General features: G+C 62.7%; 23 protein-coding genes and 2 pseudogenes. 9 read left to right on the forward strand and 16 right to left on the reverse strand.

Features of this window, described 5'->3' with window-relative positions; translation table 11 throughout:
* Positions 1–40: 40 nt before the first annotated feature.
* From QW861_RS14735 to QW861_RS14755, 5 genes are all read right to left on the reverse strand, one after another.
* Positions 41–1,471, reverse strand: coding sequence for an aldehyde dehydrogenase family protein (locus QW861_RS14735; protein ID WP_316172590.1), 1,431 nt, complete (start codon positions 1,469–1,471; stop codon positions 41–43).
* A 113-nt stretch (positions 1,472–1,584) separates the two neighbouring features.
* Positions 1,585–2,043 carry a 4-oxalocrotonate tautomerase family protein gene (locus QW861_RS14740; RefSeq protein WP_315827676.1) on the reverse strand — a complete coding sequence of 153 codons (459 nt, stop codon included), beginning with the start codon at positions 2,041–2,043 and terminating at the stop codon, positions 1,585–1,587.
* 152 nt (positions 2,044–2,195) lie between these two features.
* Complete coding sequence (locus tag QW861_RS14745; protein ID WP_316169289.1) at positions 2,196–3,803, reverse strand: DUF2306 domain-containing protein; 1,608 nt, start codon at positions 3,801–3,803, stop codon at positions 2,196–2,198.
* 173 nt (positions 3,804–3,976) lie between these two features.
* Complete coding sequence (locus QW861_RS14750) at positions 3,977–4,636, reverse strand: TetR/AcrR family transcriptional regulator (protein ID WP_316169290.1); 660 nt, start codon at positions 4,634–4,636, stop codon at positions 3,977–3,979.
* Positions 4,637–4,897: 261 nt separating this feature from the next.
* Positions 4,898–5,806 carry a GntR family transcriptional regulator gene (locus tag QW861_RS14755; protein ID WP_316169291.1) on the reverse strand — a complete coding sequence of 303 codons (909 nt, stop codon included), beginning with the start codon at positions 5,804–5,806 and terminating at the stop codon, positions 4,898–4,900.
* A gap of 101 nt (positions 5,807–5,907) precedes the next feature.
* Here QW861_RS14755 and QW861_RS14760 point away from each other — a divergent pair, with 101 nt between their 5' ends.
* The 5 genes from QW861_RS14760 to QW861_RS14780 are packed head-to-tail and all read left to right on the forward strand — an operon-like array spanning position 5,908 to position 10,868.
* Entirely contained in the window at positions 5,908–6,843 is a 936-nt protein-coding gene (locus tag QW861_RS14760) for a hydroxymethylglutaryl-CoA lyase (RefSeq protein ID WP_316193220.1), read from the forward strand.
* A complete protein-coding gene (locus QW861_RS14765; protein WP_316169293.1) occupies positions 6,843–8,060 on the forward strand; it encodes a CaiB/BaiF CoA-transferase family protein in 1,218 nt (405 codons plus the stop codon). The genes QW861_RS14760 and QW861_RS14765 overlap by 1 nt, the downstream gene beginning before the upstream one ends.
* Before the next feature lie 49 nt (positions 8,061–8,109).
* Positions 8,110–9,156, forward strand: coding sequence for an ABC transporter substrate-binding protein (locus QW861_RS14770; protein ID WP_316169294.1), 1,047 nt, complete (start codon positions 8,110–8,112; stop codon positions 9,154–9,156).
* The gene (locus QW861_RS14775) at positions 9,153–10,001 is read left to right on the forward strand and encodes an ABC transporter ATP-binding protein (protein WP_410051250.1); all 849 of its coding nucleotides are present in this window, start codon (positions 9,153–9,155) and stop codon (positions 9,999–10,001) included. The genes QW861_RS14770 and QW861_RS14775 overlap by 4 nt, the downstream gene beginning before the upstream one ends.
* Positions 10,002–10,016: 15 nt before the next feature.
* Positions 10,017–10,868, forward strand: coding sequence for an ABC transporter permease (locus QW861_RS14780; protein ID WP_316169295.1), 852 nt, complete (start codon positions 10,017–10,019; stop codon positions 10,866–10,868).
* 43 nt (positions 10,869–10,911) lie between these two features.
* Here the strand turns inward: QW861_RS14780 and QW861_RS14785 are convergent, their stop codons facing one another.
* The 3 genes from QW861_RS14785 to QW861_RS14795 form a co-directional block, all read right to left on the reverse strand.
* Positions 10,912–11,040, reverse strand: a complete 129-nt coding sequence (locus QW861_RS14785) for a hypothetical protein (protein WP_316169296.1) — start codon at positions 11,038–11,040, stop codon at positions 10,912–10,914.
* A gap of 661 nt (positions 11,041–11,701) precedes the next feature.
* Entirely contained in the window at positions 11,702–12,904 is a 1,203-nt protein-coding gene (locus tag QW861_RS14790; RefSeq protein ID WP_316169297.1) for a hypothetical protein, read from the reverse strand.
* On the reverse strand, positions 12,901–13,776 hold the full coding sequence (locus QW861_RS14795) for a DUF6502 family protein (protein WP_315714183.1): 876 nt from the start codon (positions 13,774–13,776) through the stop codon (positions 12,901–12,903). The genes QW861_RS14790 and QW861_RS14795 overlap by 4 nt, the downstream gene beginning before the upstream one ends.
* A 116-nt stretch (positions 13,777–13,892) precedes the next feature.
* Here QW861_RS14795 and QW861_RS14800 point away from each other — a divergent pair, with 116 nt between their 5' ends.
* A complete protein-coding gene (locus QW861_RS14800; RefSeq protein ID WP_316193221.1) occupies positions 13,893–15,098 on the forward strand; it encodes a glycosyltransferase in 1,206 nt (401 codons plus the stop codon).
* A 1,334-nt stretch (positions 15,099–16,432) separates the two neighbouring features.
* Here the strand turns inward: QW861_RS14800 and QW861_RS14805 are convergent.
* Positions 16,433–16,873 carry a helix-turn-helix transcriptional regulator gene (locus QW861_RS14805; RefSeq protein ID WP_316172593.1) on the reverse strand — a complete coding sequence of 147 codons (441 nt, stop codon included), beginning with the start codon at positions 16,871–16,873 and terminating at the stop codon, positions 16,433–16,435.
* On the opposite strand from QW861_RS14805, the gene QW861_RS14810 reads away from it, so the two are divergent.
* Together QW861_RS14810 and QW861_RS14815 are read left to right on the forward strand one after the other, a co-directional pair.
* Positions 16,859–17,152, forward strand: coding sequence for a hypothetical protein (locus QW861_RS14810; RefSeq protein ID WP_316193222.1), 294 nt, complete (start codon positions 16,859–16,861; stop codon positions 17,150–17,152). The two genes, QW861_RS14805 and QW861_RS14810, sit on opposite strands and share 15 nt — an antisense overlap.
* Before the next feature lie 743 nt (positions 17,153–17,895).
* Positions 17,896–18,051: pseudogene (locus QW861_RS14815) on the forward strand (IS256 family transposase); the annotation flags it as partial.
* On the opposite strand, the gene QW861_RS14820 reads toward QW861_RS14815, so the two are convergent.
* The 7 genes and pseudogenes from QW861_RS14820 to QW861_RS14850 form a co-directional block, all read right to left on the reverse strand.
* The gene (locus QW861_RS14820; protein WP_315706495.1) at positions 18,027–18,494 is read right to left on the reverse strand and encodes a transposase; all 468 of its coding nucleotides are present in this window, start codon (positions 18,492–18,494) and stop codon (positions 18,027–18,029) included. The pseudogene QW861_RS14815 and the gene QW861_RS14820 overlap by 25 nt on opposite strands.
* A gap of 43 nt (positions 18,495–18,537) precedes the next feature.
* Positions 18,538–18,615, reverse strand: a pseudogene (locus tag QW861_RS14825) (hypothetical protein); the annotation flags it as partial.
* Between the two features lie 288 nt (positions 18,616–18,903).
* Positions 18,904–19,728 (reverse strand): ABC transporter permease, encoded by an 825-nt coding sequence (locus QW861_RS14830; protein ID WP_315750107.1) that lies wholly within the window; start codon positions 19,726–19,728, stop codon positions 18,904–18,906.
* A gap of 152 nt (positions 19,729–19,880) precedes the next feature.
* Positions 19,881–20,846, reverse strand: a complete 966-nt coding sequence (locus tag QW861_RS14835; RefSeq protein WP_315706497.1) for an ABC transporter permease — start codon at positions 20,844–20,846, stop codon at positions 19,881–19,883.
* Positions 20,843–22,333 carry a sugar ABC transporter ATP-binding protein gene (locus QW861_RS14840; protein WP_315706498.1) on the reverse strand — a complete coding sequence of 497 codons (1,491 nt, stop codon included), beginning with the start codon at positions 22,331–22,333 and terminating at the stop codon, positions 20,843–20,845. Before QW861_RS14840 ends, QW861_RS14835 begins: the two co-directional genes overlap by 4 nt.
* Positions 22,334–22,390: 57 nt before the next feature.
* Positions 22,391–23,527, reverse strand: a complete 1,137-nt coding sequence (locus tag QW861_RS14845) for an ABC transporter substrate-binding protein (protein WP_315706499.1) — start codon at positions 23,525–23,527, stop codon at positions 22,391–22,393.
* Between the two features lie 84 nt (positions 23,528–23,611).
* Positions 23,612–24,694 (reverse strand): 2,3-butanediol dehydrogenase, encoded by a 1,083-nt coding sequence (locus tag QW861_RS14850; protein WP_315706500.1) that lies wholly within the window; start codon positions 24,692–24,694, stop codon positions 23,612–23,614.
* Between the two features lie 135 nt (positions 24,695–24,829).
* On the opposite strand from QW861_RS14850, the gene QW861_RS14855 reads away from it, so the two are divergent.
* A complete protein-coding gene (locus QW861_RS14855; protein ID WP_316179841.1) occupies positions 24,830–25,897 on the forward strand; it encodes a LysR family transcriptional regulator in 1,068 nt (355 codons plus the stop codon).
* Positions 25,898–26,147: the final 250 nt, after the last annotated feature.

Genomic DNA, 26,147 nt, shown 5'->3' on the forward strand with positions numbered 1-26,147 from the left:
CTACTGCCGCCGAACGGTTTCGACGCAATATTCGATCCTGTCAGTCCGCCGTCGCATGAATGACAGCCTTGGTCTCGAGGAATTCACTGAAGGCGAGTTCGCCCCATTCACGACCGTTACCGGACATTTTGTATCCGCCGAAAGGAGCTTCGGCATCTTCTGACGCGCCATTAATATAGACCATGCCCGCTTGAAGTCGGTCAGCGACAGCCCGGGCCTTTTCAATGCTCGCCGATTGCACATAAGCGCCGAGCCCGTACACGGTATCGTTGGCGATTGTTACTGCGTCGTCGACGTCCGTGTAGCCGATGATGGCGAGAACAGGTCCGAAAATTTCCTCACGCGCGATGGCCATGGTGTTTTCAACGTCCGCAAACACCGTGGGCTTGACGTAGTATCCGACCTTCATATTTTCCGGGCGCCCCATACCGCCTGTAACGAGCGTGGCGCCCTCATCGATCCCCGTCTTGATCAACCGCTGGATTCGATCCCACTGGCGTTCGGAAACGACGGGACCCATGTACACGTCCGTTTTTGGGTCGCCATAAGTGATCGACGCCACGACCTGTTTTGCAATTTGCTTGGCTCCTTCCATCTGGTTCTGGGGAACCAGCATCCGGGTCGGCGCATGACACGTCTGCCCCGAGTTGAGCATCAGTCGATAAATGTTCTCTGTGATCGCGGTTGCGAAATTGGCGTCATCCAAGATGATGTTGGGCGACTTGCCGCCCAACTCCTGATGCACACGCTTCACGGTGTCAGCCGCGCGTTTCGCAACATCAATCCCCGCCGCAGTCGATCCAGTGAAAGAAACCATGTCGACACCGGGATGCGCGGATATGGCGGCTCCGACGGTCGGCCCATCACCGTCGACCAGATTATAGACGCCCTTCGGAACGCCGGCTTCGTGGAAGATCTCCGCGAGGACATGAGCAGTGAACGGGGCAACCTCGGAAGGCTTATGCACGGCGGTGCACCCAGTGGCCAGGGCCGGAACGACCTTAACCATGATTTGGTTGATCGGCCAGTTCCAAGGCGTGATCATTCCGACCACCCCAATAGGCTCACGGCGCACCACTGTGCGCGGTCCCTGCGGATGCTCGAACTCGTAATTCTTCAGGGCATTGATTGCGGTCTGGAGATGCGCAAGGCCAACGCCGGCCTGCAATTCCATCGCGAACTTCGTGGGTGCGCCGAGTTCTTCGGTAAGAGCGGCGCCGAGATCGGCATGGCGCTTCGCGTACACGTTCAAAATGCTGGAAAGGATATCGATCCGCTCCTGGCGGCTGCTGCGGGAGAAGCTGGCAAATGCCGTTCGCGCGGCCTTCACAGCGCGATCGACGTCCGCAGCTGTTCCTAGAGTGATTAATCCTGCCGGCTGCTCGTTGGCGGGATTGATCACGTGGATCGCGTTGCCACCGAGTGGTTCCACCCAGTCACCGTCGATGTAGAATCGGGTATAGTTGCGCATTGAAGACCTTCCCTGATTGACATTTTCGCGTATCGAATCGCCAGCCTCTTGCAGGCAGTCCGAGCGCTATTTGCCGACGGGCTAACCGCGGCACGGGCGTTGCCGCCCTTCTTTCAGTTGCCCTTTGTCTGCGGTCCCACGGATTGCATGAAATCGCGATCCGCTGCCGGCAGATTGGCTGTCCACGCCGGTTCATCGCCGGCCTCTGGCAGTACGTGACCAAATTCGATCATCTGCCGCGCTGGAAGCTCGCCGACATATACCCATACGCTGCGGTGATCCGCGGCAGAGGCGGCAACCGCGACGGCCTCTGCCATCAATTTGATCATTCGTGTCTTGTCGATCGCAGCGCGCCCGCCTCGGATGTGACCGTAGACAAACACCTGGTCATGCGTCAGTGGCGCGCCGCCCATAAAGTAGTTCTCAGCTTTCACGTCTTCGAAAATGACTTGCGCGAAGTAGGTCGGCGCTCCCGTCACCTCCGCATGGATCCGCGTGATCTCAGCCGCAATCGCACTCTTCTGCCTGCCCGAAAGGCGTCCCTCGATGCTGGAGCAATAATAGGTTGGCATTGACATCACTCCTTTTTGTAGGTGGCCTCTCCCATCAGGAGAAACCCTCTGGTTATCGCACCAGTTGGACTCGTGGGGTCGGGCTCCGCACGTCACGGCGCGTGGGCGAGGAGGACTCGTCCCCGCCCTTGATGGCCACCGCGGCTCCGGTTTCAGCGAGCCAGTCTACTTTGGGTTGCTTGTCCATAGGCCGCGTAGATGAAGGCGCCCATTATCGCCACCAACCATTGGCCAGCGAGGGCCAGGCGGAAGATGTGGCCCTCCCTCGCCCACTGCGCGTCAAATCCGGACGCGCCCATAACGGGCAGTAGAAAGTAGAAGGTGGGCGTAGCCGCGATGCAGGCGAGGACGAATACGCCCCATTCCTTGACCCAGGCCACCTCTCCGCGGCGCAAGGCGAAGGCAAGCAGAACCGCGAACAACAGAGTGGCGGCTCCTCCAATCATGTGCATCGAACCGCCTGCAAGGGTAGCGAAGCTCGGCATACCCATCCGCAGGCCCCAGTACATCAATACAATTCCCGCGACGGCGCCGGAGAACGCCAACGCCCAGGACGACGCAACCAGAACACCGTCCGGTTGCCGTCGGACGAAGGCGATCCACAGCAGATGCGCTCCGCTCAACAAACCAACTAACGTCGCCAGAGCAAACGTCGCGCGGCTTACGACATCGCTTGCAATCACGGTGTCATGAAGGTGGATGACACCCGCCGGGACCAGTTCTCGGGCGCTGAAAGCCTGCTCCAGCGCGGGGGTCACCATGTAGTATTGAACAACAATGGCGGCGGCTGCGACGAGGGCGGGGAAACTCACGAGCGCGAGGTTGCGTGCAAGACGCGCGCGCTTTTCGGAAGCCGCAGTCATGCTTGCGGACTCGGCCCGTCGAACCGGCTGCACCCAGCGGTTGATCGTAAACAGAAGGTAGCCGACCGTCAAAGAAAGGGGGATCAGCACCCCTGTGACGGCATAATTTGCTTCGGTAAAGCGGATACCCGGATCCAGCGCGCCAAAAAGCAGCCAGCCGTAACGCTGGATGGGTGTGCTCAGCAAGAGCCCGTAGCTTATGCACATCCAGGCTTGGTGGTTGGCAATCTGCTTGCGCCACAACGCATGTACGGCCATCCAGAGGCTGAACGATATGCCCAGGGCCAGCCCCCACAGTCCCACGTAGAAAAACAGATGATCCAGCGTGTCGGCAACCGACGTGCGCACAAGATGGATCATGGCGGTGATCATCGTGCCCTGCAGTACGACGATATAGATGCCACCGGATATGCGGTGCCACTTGGGAAAGCGGCGGCGAAAAGCGGGCCAGAATTGCAGGCCGCCGAAAAGCATGCATACGCCGCCCAGCAAGGAATGGACCATGAGCATTGCGGCCTTTTCCTTGCTCATGACATTGTAGACGAGGAGATGCTCGGCGATGCTCTCCTTGCCATAAGCATAAGTGGACGAACTGACCGATCCCACCAGCGCGACCGTGCTGCCAGCGTACTCCTCGACTTTTGAGGGAGTATCCACGGCTTGGCCGGCTTCGGCGGCGTTCAGCAGCGCGATGCGCTTTGCAGCAATCTCAGAATTCCCGGCTCCTTTGTAATACGCGATCCCCGCCATAATCGCCGCGAACCCATCAAGGGACGCAGCCAGGAGGAGCGCCAGCGCGATGGCGCGGAGCAGCCAGATGCGCAACGGAATTGCTGGTAGCCGAACAAGCGGCGTCGACCGGCCCTGAGGCGAATCAGGCAGAACTGATACAGCCATACAAATCCTCCCTCTGTTACGAGCGCCAGTTCAGATGCTGGCGTCACTGCTTGAGCAGCTATAACGATGTTATTAACCGACAATAACATCGTTATAGTGCAGACGCAAGGAGTGCTGAATGTCCCTATTCGTTTCAGGGAACGGGCGTAAGGATCAACAGAGAGCGGATGCCCTCACCTGACGCATGGCGTCATGGAGGTGACGGCGCGTTCCGGCGTGTCGCCGAGGCCAACCAACATATTTATTGCCATCGGGAAAAGGATCTGTTCGACGCTGTCATCAAAGCGAGCCAAGAGGCCAGCCAATTCGAGGGTAATGAACCCGTGAACGAAGCCCCACAGCTGTACCGCGATGACATTCGGATCATCGTCGCGGATCCGGCGAGCCTCGATAAGACGAGTCGCGGCTCGAACCACATGGCCAAAGGCTTCTTGAAATGCAGGGGATTCCGAGCGAGACAGCGGAGTAGGATCATACTCGATCGCCCGATAGGCGCCTCGAGTTGATAGCCCGAACATGAGATCGTAGAGGTGCGGGTTCTGCCGGGCCACGTCGCGGTAACACAACGCCAAACGGAAGACGTCTGTAACGGGATCATCGGTCTTCGGCGTCCCCTCAAAGGCAGAGGCCAGATATCGGAACCCTTGATCGGCAACTGCGCGCAATAGCTCCGGCATGCCTCCGAAATGGCTGTAAACAGCCATCGTAGAGACGCCAGCCTCATTGGCCACGGACCGAGCTTGAACGGCCGCCGGACCTTGCTCGGCCAGCAGCTTGATCGTGGTATGAATCAACTTGGTGCGGAGATCAGGAAACGCCGTGCCGGTAGCCATAATTGACAGTATTACCACTATCGTTGCGCGCTACAGAAGCTCAAAAGAAAAACCTCAAAAGTGTTATTCGGCGTGCATCACAACGAACTTCTGGCACACTTCAATCTGTCCCCTCGTATGTCGTCGGGTCCGCCTCGAACGCTTGCTTCCCCTTTGCGGCCCATAGCCGGCTGTTGCTCCTTCCAGGGATCGCAATCGAACGGCTCAGAAGTTGCTACTTGCTGTTCCGCTCTCCGACTACATGCCGCGGAGCCAAAACGCTCAAGGCAAGCGCGATGATAGCGGACGCTGAAGGTGACTGCGCATCAGCTCGGCGGCATCTAGATTACGTCCTGCTTCGAGCAGATTAAGCAGGCGCAAATGCTCCTCGACGTGCCGGCGCATGCCATCTCGATCGGCGAAGCTGCGATAGGCGAACAGGCGGCGGATCGAGTTCACGCGTCGCAGCGACTCGACGAAGAACGGATTGCGGGCGCCGCGCGCGATCTCCTCGTGAAACTCGCAGCCCGACTGATAGACCTCGCCGATCGTCATCTTGTCGAGCTCGCCACCAAGTACGCGCTGCTGATGCTGGCGAAGCTTCGCGATGACGTCCTGCTGAAGCCCGAAGCCGGGCTGCAGAATCGCTGCCGGCTCGATCACGGCCCGGAAGGCCGCAGCCTGGTCCTGGGCTTCTGGGCTCGACAGCGTCTCGGCGAAGCGCCAGCCATAGCCGGGCAGGCGGGCGATCCAGCCCTCGGCCGCGATGCGATCGAGCAGGCGCTGCAGCTCGGTGCGGCTCAGCGCGTAGCGGCGCATCAGCTCGGCCTCGGTGACGTCGGCCTCGATGCGCCGGTCGAGAACGTCGGCCGCGATGTCCACATAGGCCTGCTCGGCGCGGCTCACCGCGGCGAGCGTCGGGCGTGCCGCACCGCTCGTCGGGCTCTGGGTCAGCACGAAGCCGCGATGGGGCTCGCCCCGCGCCAGCCCCGCCGCCTCCAGGGCCTTCAGCCCGAGCCGGATCGGCGCACGCGACACGTCGAGCGCATCGGCCAGCCTTTGCTCGATCAGGCGGTCCCCGGCCTTCATGCCTTCGCGGCGTGCGAACGCCAGGATCAGGCCGGCGAGCTGCTCGGCGCGGTCGGTCGTGCCCGTCCGTGCAGCGGAGGGCGATGCGTCCCAATCGGTCATGATGCCGAGGAAACCTCTTTCAGCTTGACAGATCGTCGATCAGATTGTTCTTTATATGAAAAATATACAATCGAGAAGCGAGCGACGGGGAAGCAACGCCAATGATCCGTGAGCCGGACGTCCATATCTGCGAGGTCGCGCCGCGCGACGGTCTGCAGAACCTCGACATGTTCGTGCCGACCGAAGCGAAGTGCGCGCTGATCGACGCCATCGCGGCCGCAGGGGTGCGCGAGATCGATGCCGGCTCCTTCGTGCCGCCGAAGGTCGTGCCGCAATTCGCTGATGTCGATGCGGTGATGGCCCATGCGCTGTCTCATCAGGCGACGAGGATCGGCGCGTTGGTCCCCAATTTCAAGGGCGCGGAGCGCGCCATCGCCGCAGGCGTGGACACTATCTATTTCGTGATCTCGGCCAGCGAGACCCATAACCGCGCCAATGTCCGCCGCACCGTGGCCGAGCAGGTCGAAGCCTTCCATGCCGTGCGCGCCGCGATCGATGCCCGGCCGGCCGCCGAGCGGCCGCAATTGATGGGCGCGATCTCCACCTCGTTCGGCTGCTCGCTCGAAGGCGATGTCAGCGAGGCGGCGGTCTGTGATCTGGCGCGCCGTTTCGCCGAGGCGGGCGCCGACGAGATCGGGCTCGCCGATACCGTCGGCTACGCGACGCCCATGCTCGTCAAGCAGATCGTTGCGGCCGTCCGGCGCGAGGTCGGGCCGGATGTCACGCTGCGCCTGCACCTGCACGACACGCTCGGCGCCGGCCTCGCCAACGCGGTCGCCGGCCTCGAGGCCGGCATCCGCCGCTTCGATGCCGCGGTCTCCGGGCTCGGCGGCTGTCCGTTCGCGCCGGGCGCACGCGGCAACATCGTCACCGAGGATCTCGTGTTCATGCTCGAGCGTATGGGATTGTCGACCGGGATCGATCTGGACCGGCTGATGCTCACGCGCGAGATCCTGGCCCGTCACATCGCGCCGAAGCACCTCACCGGCCATCTGCACGAGGCCGGCATCCCCAAGGTGCTGCGGACGGCAGCGTGATGGGCGCGGCCCGAGAGCACGACGCTCCGCTTCGGCCGCTCGAGGGCGTGCGCGTCGTCGAGTTCAGCCAGATGGTGATGGGTCCGAGCTGCGGGCTCATCCTCGCCGATCTCGGCGCCGACGTGATCAAGGTCGAGCCGATCAAGGGCGATCGCACCCGCTCCTTCAAGGGACCGGCGGCCGGCTTTTTCGCCACCTATTGCCGCAACAAGCGCAGCATCGCGCTCGATACCTCGACGGCGCAGGGCCAGAATGTTGCGCGCAGGCTGATCGCGCGCAGCGACGTGCTGATCGAGAATTTCCGCCCCGGGCTGATGAAGCGAATCGGACTCGACTACGAGTCCGTGGCGGCGTTTGCCCCGCAGCTGATCTACTGCTCGCTGAAAGGCTATCTGCCCGGACCTTACGAGAACCGCCTCGCGCTCGACGAGGTCGTGCAGATGATGGGGGGCCTTGCCTACATGACCGGCCTGCCTGATCGTCCGATGCGCGCCGGAGCATCGGTCAACGACATCATGGGCGGCATGTTCGGGGTGATCGCGATCCAGGCCGCGCTGGCCGAGCGTCAGCGCACCGGACGTGGCCGTTACGTGCAGAGCGCGCTGTATGAGAACAACGTGTTCCTGATGGCGCAGGCCATGATGTGCGAGGTCGTCACCGGCCAGCCCTCGATCCCCTATTCGATCAAGGACAGCCCGTGGCCGGTCTACGACCTGTTCGACACCAAGGACGGCTCGAAGCTGTTCGTGACCATCGTCGGCGAGGAGCAATGGGTGGCGTTCTGTCGCGCCTTCGAGCGCACGGAATGGCTGGACGATCCGCGCTTCGCCACCGCGCAGGGCCGGGTCGATCATCGCGGCTGGCTGATCCCCGAGATCGCCGCGATCTTCAGGACGTGGGCGAGGGACGATCTCGCCGCGGTGCTGGAGCGGCTCGAACTGCCCTACGCGCCGGTCAACAAGCCCGGCGACCTGTTCGACGATCCGCATCTCAACGCATCGGGCGGCCTGACCGAGATCCGCATGCCCGACGGCCGTCGCGCCAAGACGCCGGTGCTGCCGGTGTCGCTGGACGGGCAGCGGCTGCCGAACCGCTACGATCCGCCTGATATCGGCGAGCACACGCGCGACGTCCTGGCCGAAATCGGGCTGCTGCCCGACGAGATTGGCGTGCTGGAAGCGGACGGAACGATTTCGCCTACGAAGCCGCCAGGTTGAGCGGTCACGTCGCACATCGTCGAGAACATAAGAACTGCGGGAGGATTCCATGACGATCACACGGCGCCGCGCGCTCGCGTCCGGCGCGGCCTTCGCGGGCGCTTCGCTGCTGCCAGGACGGCTGCTGGCCGAGACGCGGCCTGCGTCGATCGCGTTCGGACCGGTGTCGCCGGTCTACGCGATTGCAATGATCGCGGAGCTGAAGGGCTACTTCAAGGACGAGGGCCTCGATCCCAAGCTCCTCACCGGCAATTCCGGCACCTTCGGCCGCCAGACGCTCGCCGCCGATCAAGCGCTGTTCGCGCATGGCGACGCCAGCCACCCGCTGCAGCTCACGGCACGCGGCAAGCCGTGCAAGATCCTGCTGGCAACCGAGATGGTGTGCTCCTACGCCAACATCGTGGTGCGCCGGGATCTCTACGACAGCGGCATCACCTCGGTCGAGGCGCTCGCCGCCTCCAAGCGCGCCGACGGTGCGAAGCCGATCGTCGCCGCCACGGCGATCGGATCGGGCACCTGGGTCTACGGCACCTATGTGTTCGAGTCGCGCGGCCTGGGCGACAAGGTGAACTGGGTCGCAGGCGGCGGACCGAACACGATGTTTCCATCGCTGCAGACCAAGCAGTTCGACGCCATCATGGCGCCGCCGAGCTGGATCGTCGAGGTCGAGAAGAAGGGTTTTGGCAAGGTGATCTACGACACCTCCAAGCCCGGACTGTTCGAGAAGGATTTCGGCGGCACGGTCCCGGTGCTCGTCATCTACGCCTTGAAGGACACGATCGAGCAGGACAAGGCGCTGGTGCAGGCCTTCGTCAATGCGATCACCCGCGCCATGGCCTGGGTCAAGGCCACGCCGCTCGCCGAGGTGCAGGCGCTGGTGACGCCGAAGTACTTCTCCGGCATCGATCCCGAAGCGGTCAGCGCCGAGCTCGGCTTCGACACTTCAACCTGGGCCTATGATGGCTTTATCGACCAGGCGTCCTATGCGCGCGGCGCCAAGCCCTGGTACCGCAAGGGGACGGACATTCCCGAGATCAAATATGAGGACATCGTCGATCCCAGCTTCCTCGCGGCTGCAAAGGCGAAGACCAAATGATGCCGCCCTCCAATGCAGGCTACGCCACGGTGCGCGGCGCCGAGAGCCCTGCCGCGGAACGCACCCGGATCGCGGTGCAGGGCTTGATGAAGACCTACAGCACCGGCGGAAGCGAATTCGTCGCCGTCGACAACGTGTCCTTCGATGTGCGGGAGGGCGAATTCGTTGCCCTCCTGGGTCCGTCCGGTTGCGGCAAGAGCACGATCCTCAACATGGTCGCCGGGCTGCTGCCGCGCTCGGGCGGGCGCATCCTGATCGACGGCGACACGGTCGAGACCGGCAAGGTGAATCCCAGGGTCGGCTACGTGTTCCAGCGCGACACGCTGTTTCCGTGGCGGACGGTGGAGCAGAACATCGGCTACGGCCTGGAGATCGCCGGCGTGCCGAAGCCGGAGCGCGCGCAGCGCGTCACCGAGGCCATCGGCAAGGCCGGGCTGACCGGCTTCGGCCGCAGCTTTCCGCGCATGCTGTCCGGCGGCATGCGGCAGCGCGTGGCGCTGATGCGCACGCTGATCCTCGCGCCGGAGATCCTGCTGATGGACGAGCCGTTCGGCGCGCTCGATACCCACACCAAGCTCGAGATGCACAAGACCCTGCTCGAGATCTGGGAGCGCGAGCGGCAGACCGTGCTGTTCGTGACCCACGATCTCGGCGAGGCGCTGACGCTCGCCAGCCGCATCATCCTGCTGTCGGCCCGGCCCGGGCGCCTCAAGGACGATTTCGAAGTGTCATTCCCCAGGCCGCGCGATCCCGTGAGCCTGCGTGAGACCGCCGAGTTCGGCCGGCTCTATTCCCATATCTGGCATTCGCTCGGCGAGGAATTCCGCCGCACCAAGGCTGACTGAGAAGGCTGACCGATCATGTCGACCCGTCGCGCCGCCATCCTATTCTGGCAGATCGCCATCCTGGTCATTGTGCTCGTGGTCTGGCAATGGGGCTTCGAGTGGAGCAAGGCGCTGCTGCCGAAGGCCTACGTGCCGAAGATCCTCGATCCCTACTTCGTCGCAAAGCCCTCGCTGATCTGGCAGAGCTTCCTGCGCCTCGGCTGCTTCAGCGATCCCGCCGGAGTCGTCGCCTGCATCGGAGCCACCGACAACAATCTGTGGACCGCGACCCTCGTCACGCTCAAGAACACCTGGTGGGGTTTTCTGTTCGGCGCGCTGACCGGCATCGCCGCCGGCGTGGTGCTCGGGCGGTCGGACTTTCTCGCCCGCGTGTTCGGTCCCTACATCATCGCGCTCAACTCGATCCCGCGCATCGCGCTGGTGCCGCTCGTCATCCTGATCTTCGGTCTCGGCGATCTCTCCAAGATCGCGACCGCATGGCTCGTCGTGTTCTTCGTCGTCTTCTTCAACACCTTCGAGGGCACCCGCGCGGTCGACCGCGACCAGATCGCCGCGGCCCGGCTGATGGGCGCGAGCGAGCTGACCGTGCTGCGCACCGTCGTCGTCCCGTCCGCGCTGGCCTGGGTGTTCGCCTCGCTTCTCCCGGCGGTCTCCTTCGCGCTCGTCGGCGTCATCGTCGGCGAGTTCATCGGCGCCGAGCGCGGGCTCGGCAAGCTGATCATCGAGGCCGAGGCCCGCGCCAATGCGAGCGAGATGATGGTGGCGATCTTCATCATGATGTTCGTCGGCATCCTGCTGGCGCTCGCCGTCCAGTCGCTGCAATCCTACTTGCTCCGCTGGCAGCCGCAGTTCGAGCGCGCGGCCTGACCAAGACGACTGTCCATAGCTCGTCTCGGACTGCTGATCCCGCTCAGCGCACAACCCGAAGGTCAATGAGCTCGCGGCAGAACGTAAGCGCGTAGAGGCCGAGCTTGCACAGATCGCGGCCGGTTCCGACATCGTCACCGTGCACCCGGCGGCGATCGAGCCGGCCGATCATGTCAAGATCTGAGGCCATGTGCAGCGGCCGGACGCTTACATCGGGCGTCTCTCCGCCTTCATCTTCGACGTGATCGTCTCCTCTGTTCGATACTACACGGCTGCACACGAGCGGTCGACAACATAGCATTGGTCCGGCTTCCGTCGTGATCTCGCGGCGATGACATCTGGTGGTCCATCCAGGAGTCCGTGCTCAGCCCCGCCTGGCAAGCGGGCGCACATGTCCTCGTCAGGATCACGGGGCAACACAGACAATTAGCGCGCTCGACGTCTCAATCGAGTTGTCGTCGCCGACAAGATAGCGTGCTCTCCGCATCCGCTTCGATCCACCAAACGTCTCTCCGCCGATCAGCAGAAACTCAGCCAATCTTCTGTCGTCGCACTGTCTGCGAGACGGCGCTCGCCAGAGCGGCGAGCGCCGTCGGGTTGTTCATATTCTGGTCAGCCGCGGGCTCGTCGCTCCGTGCGTCGCAGAAACCTCGCGCGGCGGATCCACCCGCATCGCCACGCCCTTGGGAATCGGGGAGGTCTTCACGACAGCCATTCTCGGCCGAAATCGAACACCCCACCCTTTGCAGATCAATTACTTAGCTCGCCAAAAAATCGCAAAATCCCGATTTGCGAGCGCGCGCCTCTCGCCCGCTCTGCCAAATCTTCGTTGTTCATCGCCGGCCGCGGCCGCCGCCCAGGCCAGGAGGACTGCCGCCGCCCAGGCCGGGAGGACCGCCACCGCCAAGGCCGGGAGGACCGCCACCGCCAAGACCGGGAGGACCACCACCGCCAAGACCGGGAGGACCACCACCGCCAAGGCCGGGAGGACCGCCACCGCCCAGCCCGGGAGGACCGCCGCCGCCCAGCCCGGGAGGACCGCCGCCCGGCACAGTAGCGCCACCGCCCGGGACGTCCGAGCCGCCGGGCGTCGCGCCCGGAGTTTGCTCGGATCTCGTACCTTGGATCGAGTCACCCGGAAATTTGTTGACGGATTGGATGGATTCAACCCGCAAGCCACGGGAACTGTCAAAGGTGGCGTTCACGACCACGCGGGCATTGCCTGAGGATGCGAAGCGACTATCGTCATGCGCGACATAGCCCGAGCCGAATTGCAGATAGCTGCCGATGCGGCGGACATAGCCTTCGATCGACAGACGATTCGCGCCGAAGAAATCAGAAAGGTTGTCAGCCCTTATGCGCGAGATCTGCATCACCCCTTGCGTAACGCGGCCCTCAGCCTGAACACGTTGTCCGACGAGTGCGGCATCGGCGCCGTTGAGTCGCAGCCCGCCTATTCGCAGGCCGCCGCGATCGCGTTCGAGTGGTCCGGAAACCCGCGTTGTCGCGTTAAGGCGTTGCTCGACCAGGCTTGAGACGATCACGCCGTCGATGCGGCGCACCCCGAAGACCGCGACATTGGCGCCCGGATGGCGCCAGCTTTCGTGGCCGGCCGCTATGATCCGCTGGCCCAGCACGGTCATCTCGCCGTCCCTGACGCTTTCGATCGGCCCCATCACCTCACTGACCACGTTGACGCCGCGGGTGATCAGCGAACCGTTCGCCTGCGGCAGCGCCAGCACACGGGCCAGATGTCCGATCTTGAGCGCCTTCGCCGATACCGGTTCGCCATCGATCCGCACCGGAACGTTCGGCGCATAGCTGATGCGTTGGCCGTTGACGAAAATGCTGCCGAAACGCTGAATGACGCCAACAATGCCGGTGCCGCCGATGCCCTGATCGTGGCCACGGGTGATACCGGTGCCGCCGATACCCTGATCGCTGCCGCGGCGCACCTGTGCCCAGGCGGAGGACGATCCGGCAAGCCAGAGTCCCATAAGCAACGAGCGGCGCGAGATGACGGGCTGCCTGGTCATGACGAGCCGCCTTCGTCAGCATCACCATTCGCCGCGTCGTCCGGACCTTCGCTGTAAATGTAGATGCCGAAATTCCAGCGGTGGTCGCCGCCCTTGTCCCTGGCGAGCGCGCGGTTTGCTTCCCGGTTGGCGATCTTCAGGGCGTCCATGGCCAGTTCGCGCGAACGCCCTTCGAGACGTTTTGCGAGCTTGGCTGAAAGGCCGTCATAGTGCACCGCGCGTTCGAGGAAACGGGGTGCTGGCCCGGATACGTTTTCGGCGGCTGCCGCGATATGATCATGCAGGTTACGGCCGAGATAGTGCCATTTGCGCTCGTCGTCGCCGCGCGGAACGAAGCCGGTATCCACCAACACGATCTCTTCATCGCCGTTGATGGTCACGAGCTCGCGGTCCAGCCATTCATCCAGCACTGCGCGCGGGCGGACATCCTTCGTGATCGAACTGACGAGCTGCTCGAACGAGGGCGCATCGCCACTGGCCATGCGCGGCAAGGGCAGCGGATCGCCGTTCGCGTCCGTGAACTCCGGAGCGGCGAGCCAGCGTGCCATGATCGCGCTGGTCAGCGACAGAGTGGCAGGCGTTTCATTGACCGGCGCACCGGCGCCGCGCAGCCGCGCAACCTCCTTGCGGTGAATTCCGGTGAGCAGACTCACGCGGCTGTCGGTCTGCTCCTTTCCCTCCAGGGCAAAGTCGTGCTCGGCAACATTGACGAAGAGTTCTCGCAACAGCTGAGCCAGCTCAGGAAATGTCATTCCACCGCGGATGCATAGCCGCACCAGCGGGCGCAGCAGGCGCGCCAAGGGCGCGCGCAGGCTCGCCGCCGCAATCGGCTGATGTGAAGCCGACTTCGATCTCCGGGATTTGGCGTTCATGGCGAAATTGTAGCGGCGAGTCCCGTGGGATACAATCCCACTTTTCCGTCGAGATCAATTGACGTGTGAAATTTTCCCACATATACAGGAGGCGCTCAGTCATGGAGAGTTCGGCTATGCTCGCTCCCTCTCGGCGCCTCTCGGTGCTTCACATCTTCAATGACTGCTATCCCGACCTGTTCGGCGGAGCCCCGTCGGTGATCCGCGACATATGCGCAGGACTGAAAAACGCGTTCACCGCCTGCGTGCTGGTCTGCTCCAAGTCGAACGGGCAACGGCGCATCGTCGTGAACGGCGTAACGATCGAGCGCGTGCGCTCGTTCGGCGATGTATGTTCGCTTCCGGCCGCGCCGACTTATCCGCTGCGGTTGTGGCGCCAGGTCGCCGATCACGATCTACTCGCGCTTCATGCACCGTTTCCGCTCGCCGATCTCATGCTCGCCCTGGGGTTGGGCCGCGATCGACCTTTGGTCGTGCACTACCATGCGGACATCGCTTCGCATGCTGGACTGAGGTGGTTTGTGGAGCAGCTGTTGCGCCGGACGCTGCGGCGGGCGGACGCAATCATCGTGTCCAATGCCATTCTGCTGTACAACAGCCCGCTGCTGCAGGAATTCGCTGCGAAATGTCACGTCGTTCCGTTCGGCGTCGATGCCTCGAAGTACGATTGGCCGGAGCCGCGCGACAATGACGCTGCCGAACGCGATCGTGGACGGCTCGTGCTGGCTTGCGGGCAACTCGTCCCCTACAAGGGCTTCGATGTGCTGGTGCGAGCGGCGGTCGGCCACCGCTTTGAGGTCTGGATCATCGGCGAGGGTCCAGAACGGGCACGGCTTGAACGAATGATTCATAGCCTCGGCGTCGCGGATCGCGTCCGCCTGCTCGGCTCCGCTCCGAAGGCCAAACTCGCCAGTCTCATGTGTACAGCGGACGTCTTTGTCCTGCCGTCCCTGACCAATGCGGAAACGTTTGGCATCGCTCAACTGGAAGCGATGGCGGCGGGACGGCCGATCATCAATACATGGCTTGACACGGCCGTTCCACGCGTTGCACGCCACGGCATCGAGGCCATCACCGTTCCACCCGGCAATCATGTTCGGTTGGCGGAAGCGATCGAAACATTGCTCCGCGATCCGGAGCGGCGCTGGCGCATGGGCCATGCCGCCCGGCTTCGCGCAACGACGCAATATTCCGTCGACGCCTTCGGGAAAGGAATCGAAACTGTCTATCGCCATGCCGTGACGACCAAGGCATCAAGCCGGTCGACCCTGGCTTCACGTCCCGGAACAATCGGAACGGGTCCGGAAAAACGACATTGCTGAGACTGATTGTGCTGAAACTCGTCGCGCCGGCTCAGCTCGCGATCACGATCCGTGAATAGTCAGGAAGGAGCTACTTATGTACTCGCAAAGCATACCTCTCGTAGAGAATGCGTGGGACGGGCCTGCGCGCGATCCAAACGCCCGATTCGATCCGCGGATTGGACGGCCCATGAAACCGCCTGGCCGTTCTCCTCGCCCCTCCGGCCTCAACGACGACAATATCGCGAGCGACCGGCCGTCGACTGGCAGGCGAACACTCCATACCCTTGCCCGGTTTGTTATTGCAGTTCTCATCGGTATCGGCGCCACCCTTGCCTGGCAGTCCTACGGTGACGCAGCAAGGGACAAGGTAGTGGCCCGGGTTCCATCGCTGGGCTGGTTGTTATCCGTCTCGACGACGAAGTCGCCAGCCATTGCTTCAACTGCCCCGGACCCGATGCAGCAGCTTGAGCCCCTGGCGTTCAATCTCGATGTCGTGCGGCGCAGCGTAGAGCAACTCACCGCCAAGCAAGAGCTGATGGCCCAGAACATTGCGACGCTGCAAGCTGTCGCAGACGACATCAGACAGAGAATGTCGACAACCCCGCCTTCGTCGCTGTCCCAGCAGCAGGCGGCCCCGATCCCGCAGCATAGACTCTCGCAACCCCGGGCGCAGTCATCGACTGTGCAGTCGTCAGTGCCTCGTCCGCTGCCCTCTGCCGGACCCCCCTGCTCTCGCGCTGACGGCCCAGATTGCCGGCGGGCTTCTTATTGATGGGACGTAGACGCGCGCGGCATGACGGTGCGTAAGCTGCGCCTCAAGTCGTGTATCGTGAATTTGTCGATACCCGCTTCCCAGCTCTCGGAAAATGCATTGTGTACCAATGATGGCTTCCGGACAACACGAGGTGGCCCCCTGATTGCCAAGTGATCTTAAGGTTTCCTGGAATCGCCCTCTGTTTCAGCCTAGAGAGGATGTTGCCCCCAACGGGCCGCACCAGTCTCGCACCAGAACGATCCGAACAAACCGCAACGAACTCAATCGAAAACGAACGAGAACGCAGCAAAATCAACGAAGCCGATCGATACCTTGCCGCCCATAACGGCCCGGTCGCAGCCCTAGCGTGATAAGGTCTCACGGACGATCAACGCGTTAGCGGGATCAGTACTTACTTCAAATCCTCACGCACCAATACCGCACCAAGCTGGGCCCGGTCGCGCGACTCCCAAGTATAGAGGGCTACTGGCGCTGGCCGATCGGCCGACGTGGCTGGTCTTCACTATAGGGGATAGCCCGAGCGATTGTCGCCAATTCTGCCAGAGCACCCCAGCGAAACGAGCACCAGAGGCTCTGGTCAAGGTTTTAGAAATTCGCTGGGCTCTACGCCGAGCGCCTTGGACAGCTTACCGAGCATCGTCACAGATGCGCTGTATACCCCTGTCTCCAGCTGACTGACATAGCTCCGATCGACTTTTGCTCGGAACGCAAGCTCCTCCTGCGTCCAGCCCTTCCCCGTTCGGAGGCGACGCAAATTCCGAGCAACAGTATCCCGCAAATCGTTCATTCGTGAGCGAAAATCTATTGGCATGCCAAAGCGGTTCGCCTGCTTATCGAGGCAGTCTGTGAAGCGGCCGGCAAAACTGTTCCCGCAATCATACTGGATAATTGAGCTTCTTTTTCTTCGCTGCGGCATCCAGCTGACGCCATCGCCAAGGGGCATGGCGATCCTTCGATTCTCGGCCCGCGGTCCACGGCTCTGGATGCCGATCGGAAGCGGATCATGGCTGAATTGCAAAGCCAGCCCTCCGCTCCGCAGCCGATTGCGCTCCACCCCGTCATTCTTCGGCGATACGAAGAGCAATTGGTGCGGCTCGAAAATGCGCTCGGCAAAGGTGTGAGCGCAGGCGACGAGGAGGCTGCCGAAGCAATTCGAGATCTTGTGGAGACGGTGACGGTGTCGAGAGATGACACGCGCCCGGGCGGGGTCTGTGTTGAAATTGCTGGCCGTCTCAACTCGCTGATTGGCGGGGAGGCATACCCAAGCAGAGTAAAGGGAGTGTGGGAAAGGTGGTAGCGGGGGTCCGCTACATCGTGAAGCCCACTATCGCAGAAGCCCTATTTTGTTACAGGAGAGCAGCCTAATTCGGAAGGTCGGATCTCGAAGACCCGCCCAAAAACCGCCGTTCGTGAGCGATCAGTGGCCGCCAAATGGTCGGCCGGCAAGTCGAGTAGGATAGCGGCCTTAGTCTCCTGGCCAATTGACGGCATGGACCTCGGCCGCAGGACCAAGCGCCGCAGCACCCGATAGGCCGTGAACCGGCTCAAGGCCTTAGCCGTCCGGGGCCTATCGCATTATCAAACATCGATCTTTGCCGCGCCAAGCGGCGAGACCGAGGGTGGCGAGGTAGGCCCTTGGTGAGGATCCGGAGGCGACTTCGGGTGGACGCTAGGGCGCCAGAAGGGTCGCGCTTCGGTCACGACGGAGAAGACGCACAGATTTCCTATCGCGGTACGGAGGCGGTTCAGGTGAAGCCCGTCAGGGCCACGCGTATCAGTTGCCCGAGGTTGTGCAGACGAGATTTACTCTGCATGAGACTTCCGCCCGCGACCCAGAGCCGTCGTTGCGCTTGTCCGGGTTGCCGCTTTGCGATACTTTTAAGGGCGGTGTTCCCGGGCGTGGTGTAACTTGGTAGAGCAAAGCCGTCCGCCCGCGCGCTCTCCCATAGCGCCGTAGCGGGCGGACGGCTTTGCGGTGGTCACCGGTGATTGCCCGGTAGGGTCGGGTTGCTGACACCAACTCGATTCGAGGAACCACCGATGACCGACGAGATGATGAACCTTCGCGCGCTCGTCGAGGAGGCCCCGGACGCGGATCTTCTGCGCGAGATGATCGGCTTTGCCGCCCAGCGGTTGATGGAGATGGAGGTCGCCGGGCTGACTGGAGCCGCCTATGGCGAGAAGAGCAGCTCGCGCGCGCGTGCGACGTTGTCGGTGCAGGCGCCTCGCGCCAGCAGGCCGTAGTGGCGGATGCGGCGGAGGCGAGCACGTGGATGAGGAAGCGGCGAATGAACTCGTCCGTCGCGAGCGTCATCCGCTTTTGACGGTCGCGGCCCTTCGACGCGGTAATCCTTCCATCTGAAGGTGACGCCTTGCTGGCCGCAGGCGAGCAGGCGGCTGTTGGCGATAGCGACGCGGTGGGAATAGCGCGACAGATAGGCCAGCGCTGCCTCGGGGCCACCGAACGGACGCTTGGCATAAACGACCCATTCCATCTTGCCCGACGCTGCCAGCAACGTTGCTAATGATTGTTCTCCGGCGAGGTGGGCGTCGTTGCCGAAGATCAGGCGCCCGGCCTGGTGGAGGGTGGCCAGGCGCTCCAGGAACAGCCGACGGAACAGGCGTGAAAGCGCCCGCACTGGCAGGGAAGAATCCTGGCCGCCAGGACACCCAGCGCTGGCCGTCGGGCGAGATGCCGCCGCCCGGTACGATCATGTGCACGTGCGGGTGGGGTGGGTCATGGCCGCTGGTGGCTGACATCCAACGCTCGGCAAGTTCTCCATGAACCAGCCAATATTGTCGCTGACGGCAATCGTAATGAACACGGAATGTCCTCAGCAATCGCCGAATAACAATGCGCTTGTGGAGACCTCTTCCGCAGGGGCTACAACACGTGCAACGCTCCGGTCTGTCCGCTCGTGCAACAAACTTCGGTGCAGCGGCACAATCAATTGGACTTTTTTGAGAGTACCCGGTTTTCTACCCGGAACAGTTTCCTCTCAATGCTCGCTCATGGTGGGTTTCCTCTCATCGCATCCTTAGAAAACGCTATGGTGCATCTCTACGAGTGTAGATTGCAGCAGCGAGGACAATGACGACGCCCTTGATGATCAATTGGACCTGGACCGGCACGCCGAGCAGCACCACTTCGTTGGCGAGGATGACGATGATGGCGGCTCCCGTGAGGGCGCCAAGGATCGAGCCGCGGCCGCCCCGCAGCGACACCCGTCCGACGACACAGGCTACGATCGAGTCGAGCTCGTACCCCTGCCCGACCCAGTTGTCGACGAGCCCGACATAACCGCTCAGGATCAGCCCGGCGAGCGCCGCAAGGCAGCTCGAGATCAGGTAGCAGCCGATCATGACCGCGTCGGAGCGGATGCCAAACAGGCGCCCCGTCACTGGATTGCCGCCGACAATGAAAATCCTCCTTCCGAAAGCGGAACGGTGCAGGACCCCAGCCAGCAAGACCGCTACGAACAGCAGAACGAGTACGTTATAGGGCACGCCGTGAAATTTTCCGGAGCCGAGCAGCCGCAGTACCGGCGGCACGTTGCCGGACGGCGCGCCCTGCGTGTAGGCGAACCTGAATCCCTGGAGCAGGATCATCGTGGCGAGCGTTGCCAGGAACGGGGACACCTGACGCTTGGTGACGAGAAAGCCGTTGAGCAGGCCAACGCTGACAGCGACCACCAAGGCCGTCGCGACGATGGCGGGGACATTCTGGTCGAGGCCCGAGAAACCGGTCGCGATCACGGCGGCGGTCGCCATCATCGAGGCGACAGAGAGATCGAGGCCGCGAACGATCATCACCAGGCTTTGCCCCATGGCTGCGATCGCGAGCGGCGCGACTTGTAGCAGCAGGTTGGACAAATTACCGGGACTGACGAAGGCCGGTGAGATCACGCCACCAAGCGCGAGCAGCAGCGGCAGAGCGAGGGCTGTGCCATAGCTTTCCATGACGCTGCGGACCGACCAGGACGGGGTGACGGAGCCGGCGATTTCTACGGAGCCTGACATCCTGCTCACCCGATCCTGCGGCGTTCGACATAGATGGAGACGGCAAGGATGATGATGACCGCCTGCGCGACCAATTGATAGTGCTTCGACACGTCCATGAAGTTGAGCAGGTTGTTCAGGAGCGTGATCAGAAAGGCGCCGAACAGCGTGCCGATCACGCCGCCTTTGCCACCGCTCAGCAAGGTACCGCCGAGCACGACCGGAGTGATCGAAGCCAAGGTGTAGTTGACGCCGGTGTAGGGCTGTCCAACGCCGAACCTCGCGGCGAGATAAAGCCCGGTCGCCCCGCAGCAGAAGCCCGAGATGCCGTAGACCAGCATCAGGATGCGCGTCCGCCGCAATCCCACGAGACGCGCGGAATTCGCATCATCGCCAAGGGCGTAGATCTGGCGGCCGAGCGGCAAATATCGCAGCAGCAGCGCGACCAGGATGCCAAGGACGACTGCAAGCGTCGCTCCGATGGGGATGCCCGAGATGCGTCCATAGGCGAGCACGGTGAAGCTGCGCGGCACCCGACCGACCGGTCCCAGTGCGTAGAGCAAGGTCACGCCTTGCAGGACCGCGCCCATGCCGAGCGTCACGATCAGCGGATGAACGCGCAAGGTGACGACCAGGCCGGCGTTGAGCACGCCGACGAATGTCCCGAGCGCGAGCACGCCGAGCACGACCGGAACGACCCGATCCGGATTGCCGTTGATCAGGCCTGATGTCAGGCAGGAGGTGAGGCTGATCAGCGAGCCGACCGAGAGGTCGATGCCGCCGCTGAGAATGGTCAGGGTTTGCCCGATACTGACCAGCGCAAGGTCGGTGGTCTGCTCATAGACATTGAGCAGGTTGCCCAGCGTCAGGAATCGGTCGGAGACCGTTGCGCCAACAAGATATACCGCGCAGATCAGGACGAGCACGCCGGCAAGCCCCGCATTGCTGCGCAGCCACCAAGGCATCGCGAGACGGGCGGCGATCGCGGTCATGCGGCGCGCTCGCTCGTGGCCAGGTACATGATGCTTTCCTCCGTGGCGTCGCATCCCGGCAGCTCGCCGGCGATCCGTCCCTCGCGCATGACAATCACGCGATCGGCCATGCCGATGACCTCGGTCATTTCCGAGCTGATCATCAGGATTGCGAGGCCTGAATCGGCAAGTTCGCGCATGATCCGGTAAATATCGGCCTTGGCGCCGACGTCGACGCCGCGTGTCGGTTCATCGAGGATCAGTATCGACCTGCACAGGCGTGCCCAGCGCGCGATGATCACCTTCTGCTGATTTCCGCCCGACATGGTTGCGACCGGCGTTGCCGGTCCGCGGCAGGCGATGCGGTATCGTTCGATTTCGTGGGCGGCGATCGCCAGTTCGCCCTCGCGATCAATCACTCCGTAGCGGGTGACCTCGCCGAGTGCTGGCCCAGTGATGTTCGCAGCAATGTCGAGCAGCATCGCAAGCCCCTGCGACTTGCGATCCTCGGTGACGAGGCCCATGCCGAGCCCGATCGCCTTGGCGGGCGTCATTGCCGTAAAGCGCTCGCCGGCGATGTGGAGAGTGCCCTTCGAGATAGGAGCTGCGCCGAACAGACCGAGCGCCAGATCGGTGCGTCCGGCGCCGACCATGCCCGCCAGCGCGACGACCTCGCCTGCATGCAGTTCTATCGAGACGTCACGGACCCGGTCGCCGACGCAGATGCCGTCGGTGCGTAGCACGGGTTGATCCGGTCGCGACGCGGTCGAGCGCGGGGGAAACAGCTCGCCGAGATCGCGCCCCACCATCATCGAGATCAGCCGTTCGCGCGTGACGGCGACGGTATCCGTCGTGCCGACCAGACGGCCGTCCTTCAGGATCGTGGCACGATCGCACAGCGCGAAGACTTCGTCGAGCCGATGCGAAATGAAGAGAATGGACACACCGGCCTCGCGCAGCCGGCGCAGGCGCTCGAACAACAGTTCGACCTCGCGCCCGGCAATGACGGCGGTGGGCTCGTCGAGGATCAACAGGCGGACATTGTGCGTCATCGCGCGCGCGATCTCGACCATCTGCTGGTCGGCGACCGAGAGAGAGGCCACCGTCTCGCGAGGGTCAAGGGTGATGCCAAGCTTGCGCATCAGCTCAGCGGCCTCTTTCCGTGTCCGTCCGTGATCGACCAGGCCGAGCGCGTTGCGCCGCTCGTTGCCGAGGAAGATGTTCTCGGCGACGGACAACTGCGAAAACAGCGCGAACTCCTGATAGACGACGTGGACTCCGGCGAGCTTCGCCTCGCGCGGTGACGACCATCTCACGCGTTGACCGGCGAGGGTGATCTCGCCTTCGTCGGGCGCAACCGCGCCGGCGATGATCTTGATCAGGGTGGATTTGCCGGCGCCGTTCTCGCCGAGCAAGCCGTGGATTTCGCCAGGTTTGACGTCTAAGTTTACGCCGTGGAGGGCGCGCACGCCGGGAAAACTCTTGGAAATGGCCTTGAGTGTGAGCATTCGGTCCGTCTTGCCCCTTTGGCGTGCCGGCCTCGCCGGTACGCCATTGTTCCGGGTTCAGTGCGGATAGTCGATCTTGAACGTGCTCGGATTGTAGGTCGGGCCCATGCCGCCGGACACGAGCATGTCGTCGGGACCGTCGGGCACGATGTGCTGCTCCGCATACATGTCAGGCTTCGGAATGGAAGGCGTCTCGTCACCGTGGGTCAGAACGATATTGCTGTTGATGGTATAGACGCAGGGCACCGCGGCGCCGGACAGCACCTTGAGCGCGACGTCGAGCGCCGTGCCCATCATCGCGGGCGGATAGTCGATGTCGAGCAGCGGGAACTTGTTCTTGATAGCCATCTTCATCGGTCCGTTCATGTCGGCCGAGGTGATCGGCGGAATTTCGCTTCCCTTCCAGCCGGCATCGAGAAAGGCCTCGATCGCACCGGGCACCTGCAATCCGTGCGGCGAGAACACGGCATTGATGCTATGGCCGTACTTGGCGATCATGGCCTGCATCACCTGCTTGCCCTTCACCGGGCTCCAGTCGGAGTAGACGGTCTCCAGGATCTTGATACCGGGATAGGCCGAGAACACCTGCATCGCTGGTTTGACACGGTTCTCGTTCGGGCTGGAGCCGGCCTGGCCTCCGAGGATGATCACGTTGCCCTTGCCGTTCAGCTTCTCGACGATCCATTGCGCGAACAGGCGCCCCATCATCGCGTCGGACGCTGTGACGAAGGTGACGAAATTGTCAGAATCCACCCGGCGGTCCACCATCACGACGGGGATGCCGCGTTCGGTCGCCTGGGTGACGGCGGGATCGAGCGCCTGCGACGTGTTGGCGCTGACGATCAGGAGATCGACGCCGCGGGAGACCAGATCCTGGATGTCGGCGACCTGCTTGGCATCGTCATGGCCCGCATCGGTGATCAGCAGCTTCTTCACGACGTCGGCATGGTCGTGCGCAGCTTTCTGAAGCGAGTGCAGGCCAACCACGCGCCAGCTGTCGCCGAGGCCGGCATTGGAGAAGCCGATGGTGTAGGGCGGCGCCTTCTTGAACTTCGCGGTGTCGCGAATGCAGACGTCGAGCGCTGGATTGAACAGGAACGTGCGCGGCGCGCCGGAATATTCCGCCTGGACGGCAATTGGTGTCACCATGGCCAGGCAGGCCAGTGACAGGCAGCTCGCGATAGTCACTCTCATTGGTGTTCCTCCCCTTTGGTTTCACTGATCGTGGCGACTTGAGCGTCGCTCTGGACAATCAACCCTGGTCTTGCCTACGCCGCCTCACGACGGTGCCGCCAGCTGCGTCGACACGAGTATCTTCAGCTTGTCGTTGCTTGGCGCAGTGAGGACGTCGAAGCCTTTCGAGACCACGTCCTCGGCGCGGATACGGCCATCGATGATCTTCGAGATTGGCAGCTTGCCAGACTCGACCAGTCCGATGATGCGCGGCCACATCGTGATCGGGTAACACCAGGTTGCCTCGATGGTGATGTCCTTCAGGGCCCACAACATCGGATCGGTCGAGGCTTTGCCGACGTGCAGGCCGGCCTGCACCACGACACCGCGCCGCCGCACGGCTTCGACGCAGGTGTTCAATGCGCTTTCGTTACCGACGCATTCGATGGCGACGTCGACGCCGACATTCTCTTCGGTCTGCTCCTTGACGCGCGCGACCACGTCCGTCGTCTTGGGATCGTAGACGCCGGCGCAAATACCCCAGCTCTCGATCGTTCGACGCCGCGATGCGTTGGGCTCCGACACGTAGATCCTGGCGGCGCCGGCTGCGTGGGCGCACAGAATGGTCAGCGCGCCGATCGGGCCTGCACCTGCGATCAGCACGGTGCTGCCAGCCTGGACACCGCCGCGGTCGACCGCATAGAGCGCGACCGCCGCCGGCTCGATCATGGCGGCTTCCTCGTCGGTGATGGAGTCGGGCACTTTCGCCGCATTGTAGTCGTTGATGACGGCGAGATCGGACATGCCGCCCCAGGCCCAGCTGAGGCCGATGCAAGCCATCTTTTCGCTGAGATGGTTGAGACCCCGCCGGCTGTAATAGTCGTTCATCGGCATCATCAGCGGCTGCACCGAAATACGGTCGCCGCGCCGCACATGAGTGACGTCGCGCCCGACGTCCAGTACCTCGGCCGAGAACTCATGTCCCAGGATCTGCGGCAAGGTTGCTGCAGTGAACACGTGCGGCGACGCGGGCGTGACGATCGGCCCTGCAATGTATTCGTGGAGGTCCGTGCCGCAGATGCCGGTCCACAGCGGCTTCACCAGGAGCTGGCTGGCGCCCATCTCCTTGGGCTCATCGACGGTTTCGACACGGATGTCCTTCCGTCCGTAATAGCGAACAGCCTTCACGGTGCGCTTCCCCTTCTGCGCGGCAGGTTATTGGCCTCGCACTACCATGTTACCGGTTTGCATTGATCTGATTGAATGGGGAATTTTACTTCCCATGCTGGTGCAGCCAGTTTCAAAAAGGTTAGAATAGGCGCCTTGGAGCCACAATATCCGGTGATTTCCCTTCACTGGGGAACGTATTGCCCCAATGATCGGACCGTTCGTGGCGGATTTGAATGGCCGCGGCTGCAGCTCGGGGCTGTTTCAGGAGGCGCAATGGCTATCGACCGGATGAAGGACATCAGCGTGTTCGTCCATGTCGCCGAAGCCAAGAGCTTCACGGCAGCGGCCGAACGCATCGGCCTTTCGCGATCGGCAGTCGGCAAGAGCATCGTTCGGCTCGAGGACCGGCTCGGGGTCAGGCTGCTCCAGCGCACCACGCGAAGCGTCTCACTGACCGGAGAGGGAGCCGCCTTCCACGAGCGGTGCGTGAGGCTGCTCGCCGATCTCGACGAAGCGGAGATGGCGATGCTCAGTCACTCGCAGGCGCCGCGGGGGCGGTTGCGGCTGGATCTGCCCGTATCCTTCGGCCGGCTGCACGTGCTTCCGGTCCTCAATGAGTTCATTCGCAAATGGCCGGAGATATCCGTCAGCGCCTCCTTCGGCGATCGCTATGTCGATCTCATCGACGAGGGCGTGGATCTCGCGATCAGGATCGGCAGCAGCGAAGATTCTCGGCTGATGAATAGGTTTCTGGCGCGCCATCGCCTGGTGACCTGTGCGTCGCCGGCCTATCTTGCCGAGCGAGGAACGCCGAGAAACATCGACGCGTTGGCGCAGCATAGCTGCCTCGCCTTCGTGCACGGCGGGCGCTCCGTCGACTGGCGATTCAACGAGAACGGACAAGCTCGCGTGATCGCCATCAATGGGCGTTTCGTCGCGACCAACGCTGAAGCCTTGCGCGACGCGACGATTGCGGGTTTCGGCATCGCTCGGCTTGCCACATTCCTGGTCAGCGACGATCTGCGTGCAGGTCGGCTGGTGCCGATCCTCAAAGAGGTCGACGCCGATGGTGCACCCATTCGCGCCGTCTATCCTTCGAGCAGGCACTTGTCGCCGAAGGTGCGTACATTCATCGATGCGTTGATAGAGGCTTGGCGGCCGGAACCGCCCTGGGACAGCGCAGAGACTTCACTGCGCGGACGTCCGACTGAGAGCGACTGACCTGTTTCAACGTCCTTCGGCGGAAATTGCGTGCCGTTCGCGGACGAGGACTGCCAGCAGCGGGAGTACGAATCACGAAAAATCGTAGTTTGGCGCATGAGATAGTAGGATTGGTAGCGAAGTCCGCTGCCAATCCCAAACCAATGGTTCTTCATTCCTATTTTGACGACGGAGCTGCGACATGCAACGGTGAAAGAGTCAGGCTCTTCCAACGACAACTGAGACCGCCATCGCCTCTCGTCTGTCTCCC

Source organism: Bradyrhizobium sp. SZCCHNRI1029, assembly GCF_032487555.1.
Classification (GTDB): domain Bacteria; phylum Pseudomonadota; class Alphaproteobacteria; order Rhizobiales; family Xanthobacteraceae; genus Bradyrhizobium.